At 51.6% G+C, this 2783-nt stretch carries 2 protein-coding genes; both read right to left on the bottom strand.

What is annotated here, in order from left to right:
• On the bottom strand, positions 1 to 894 hold an 894-nt coding region (gene hemA, locus VGU61_RS19100), incomplete at its 3' end, for a glutamyl-tRNA reductase (RefSeq protein ID WP_326860860.1).
• A 187-nt stretch (positions 895 to 1081) separates the two neighbouring features.
• Entirely contained in the window at positions 1082 to 1759 is a 678-nt protein-coding gene (locus VGU61_RS19095) for a response regulator transcription factor (RefSeq protein ID WP_326860859.1), read from the bottom strand.
• Positions 1760 to 2783 lie beyond the last annotated feature (1024 nt).

Raw genomic sequence — 2783 nt, 5'->3', positions numbered from 1 at the left:
TTCCGATTCGATGTCGCGCGGCACGGCGAGGTCAACCATGAAAATCGGCTTGTGACGCCTTGCCTTGATCGCACGTTCCACCATGCCCAGGCCGATGATCGGCAGCGACGAGGCGGTACATGAAACGACGATATCGTAGTTTGGCAATTGTTGCGGAAGATCGGCCAGCCGAATCGCCTGACCATTGAAGCGGTGGGCCAGAGTCGCGCCGCGTTCCATGGTGCGATTGGCAATCGTCAGGGTTTTGGGATTCTGCGCCGCGAAATGGGTGGCGCATAATTCGATCATTTCGCCAGCGCCGATAAACAGTACATTCTGCTCGGAAATGGTATCGAAGATACGTTGTGACAGCCTTACCGCCGCCGCCGCCATCGAGACACTATGCGCACCGATCTCCGTCGTGCTGCGGACTTCCTTGGCAACGGCAAACGTGCGTTGAAAAAGCTGGTGCAGGTAGGTTCCCAGCCCGCCGGCAGCTTCAGCCTGCCGTACCGCATCCTTCATTTGTCCCAAGATTTGGGCTTCCCCCAACACCATCGAGTCCAAACCCGAAGCGACCCGGAAAGCATGGCGCACGGCGTTGTCCTGGGGAAGTGTGTAGAGATAAGGGCGGAGCTCGGCGTAAGACAGCTTATGGTAATCGGCCAGAAAATGACCTGTGGAGTCGATGGCTGCATTGACGCCGCCGTCGATATGACTGGCCGCATACAGCTCGGTGCGATTGCATGTCGATAAGATAGCCGCTTCGTCTGCCGAACGATTGCCGGCATCGCGCCCGAACCATGCCCTTGCAGCCATCACTGCCTGGCCGATTTGATCGGCCGGAAAAGCTACCTTTTCGCGTAAAGATAGCGGTGCAGTGTTGTGGTTCAGGCCGACGGCTAGAAGCTGCATTTCGAGAGGTGGCAAAGAAAATAACCGGCTATTATAGCGTGTTGCGTTGCCACATAAATGGCCTGCAACTCGATCGCACCAGGATCATGATTATGAAGGTAGCATAAGTATTCGCGTCCTGTCAGATGGACGTCGTCTCCTTCACGTAGATGGCGCTGCGCCGGTAGATTTGCAAGCCTGTCCACCGCTATTGATCAAGTGGCTCAAGCTTGTATCCGAAGCTGTATACCGGGGTCAGGCGAAAACCGTTTTCCGGTTGCAAACGCAGCTTGGTCCGTACCCTCGACACATGCGTATCCAAGGTCCGGGATGGCGTTTCTTCATCATTGGGCCAGACCGATTCTTGAATATAAACCCGGGACAAGGGCTTGCCAAGATTACGGAAGAAAAGCAGCGCCAATGAGAATTCCTTCTGGGTCAGGATAACTTGCTGGTCTCCAATATCCAGCTTTCCACTTCGGGGGTCAAATATGTAGCGGCCGAAATGCAATTGTTCCTGCGCATGCCGCTCGGGATAAGCGCGTTGCAGGAGCGCGGCTATCCGTGTCGCCAATTCCCGACGACGCAAGGGCTTGACGATGTAATCAGTTGCTCCGGCAGCGAACGCAGCCACAATTTCGGTCTCCGTGTTAGGGGGAGTGATAAAAAGCACTGGAAAGTCGCTCGGCATCTCGCTGCGTACGTGATGGAGAACGCTTGTCGCGCACTGCCCTAATGTCTGCCAATTCAAAATCAGCATGTCAAAACGTTCTTGTCTCAATGCATTGAGTGCATTCTCGCCATTCATGAAGGACCTAAGGGAATGTCCACGACCTGAAACAACTTCTGCGATCAGGGCAGCCTGACTTTGATCATCGTCGATCAAGGCGATGTGCAGGATGGACGGTCGCGGTGTGCCTATGGAGGCAATGTATGCAGGATATGTTTGGTTCATGCAAGACAGGAATCTAACGAAACATTCAATGCAGCTTGTCGACGCGCTGCCGATTCTGCTCGAAGCTTTTTGTCGCCTGTGGTTCGGTTCAATTTGGGGTTATCAAGCGAATGAGCTGCGGTCCCGATGTGGGTAACGGATGCTAACGGATGCCATCATGTTAAGCAAAAAAAAGCCCGCAGTCATGCAACGTGCGGGCTAAATCCAATCCCAAGGAGGATCAGAGGAGACAAGAGGCATTGTCTGATACGTAAATGACCGGATGATGACTTAGTATGGAAAGACATCGGCAGCAGTTTGTCACATCCGAACAGACAGGTATTGCCATATAAAAAGAAATCCGATTTCCGGCTTTTATTGATGGTTGATCACGTACAAAAAATCATGACGGGTTTGAAATGGGTAGGTCAGCCACTTCTAAAACCAACCGCCGTTAATCAATGGTAGATCTATTGGAAGGAATCTAGCCATCCCATATTTAGGGGATCTTGATCACAAACTCGGAATTCAAAAATGGCAGTAGCAAAGCCATCGTGCTTCTCTGAGGAAACGGAAATGAAGAAAAGCGTGAATGGGTCTGATTAGTTTTACAGCTGACAACATTAGGCTGCTCAAGGTATTTAGGCTAAAAGTCTGAACCCTCACCACAAGCGTCAAAAGGCAACGCAGTCTGTATCTGCACATTGTATTCATCGTCCAAGAAAAATTTTCTTGGCAGGCCTCGACAAGTTTTGCTATAGTGCTGCTCCCGTTGCAGGACGTGCTAATTAAAGCGCGTAAAACGACGGACGAGTTGAGCAAAGGATTTTAAAAGCTTGACGCGAAGCGAAGGATGGTTCATAATCTCGTTTCTCTGCTGCTGTTAAACAAGACGCTTTAACGGTGAGTGCGGTGCGACAGGCACGGTGCGGGCAGGCAGTTCTTTAAAAATTAACAGCCGATAAGTGTGGGCGCT

It is taken from the genome of Noviherbaspirillum sp. (genome assembly GCF_035944575.1).
Taxonomy (GTDB): Bacteria; Pseudomonadota; Gammaproteobacteria; order Burkholderiales; family Burkholderiaceae_D; genus Noviherbaspirillum.
This window is presented reverse-complemented; position numbering and strand designations above follow the sequence as displayed.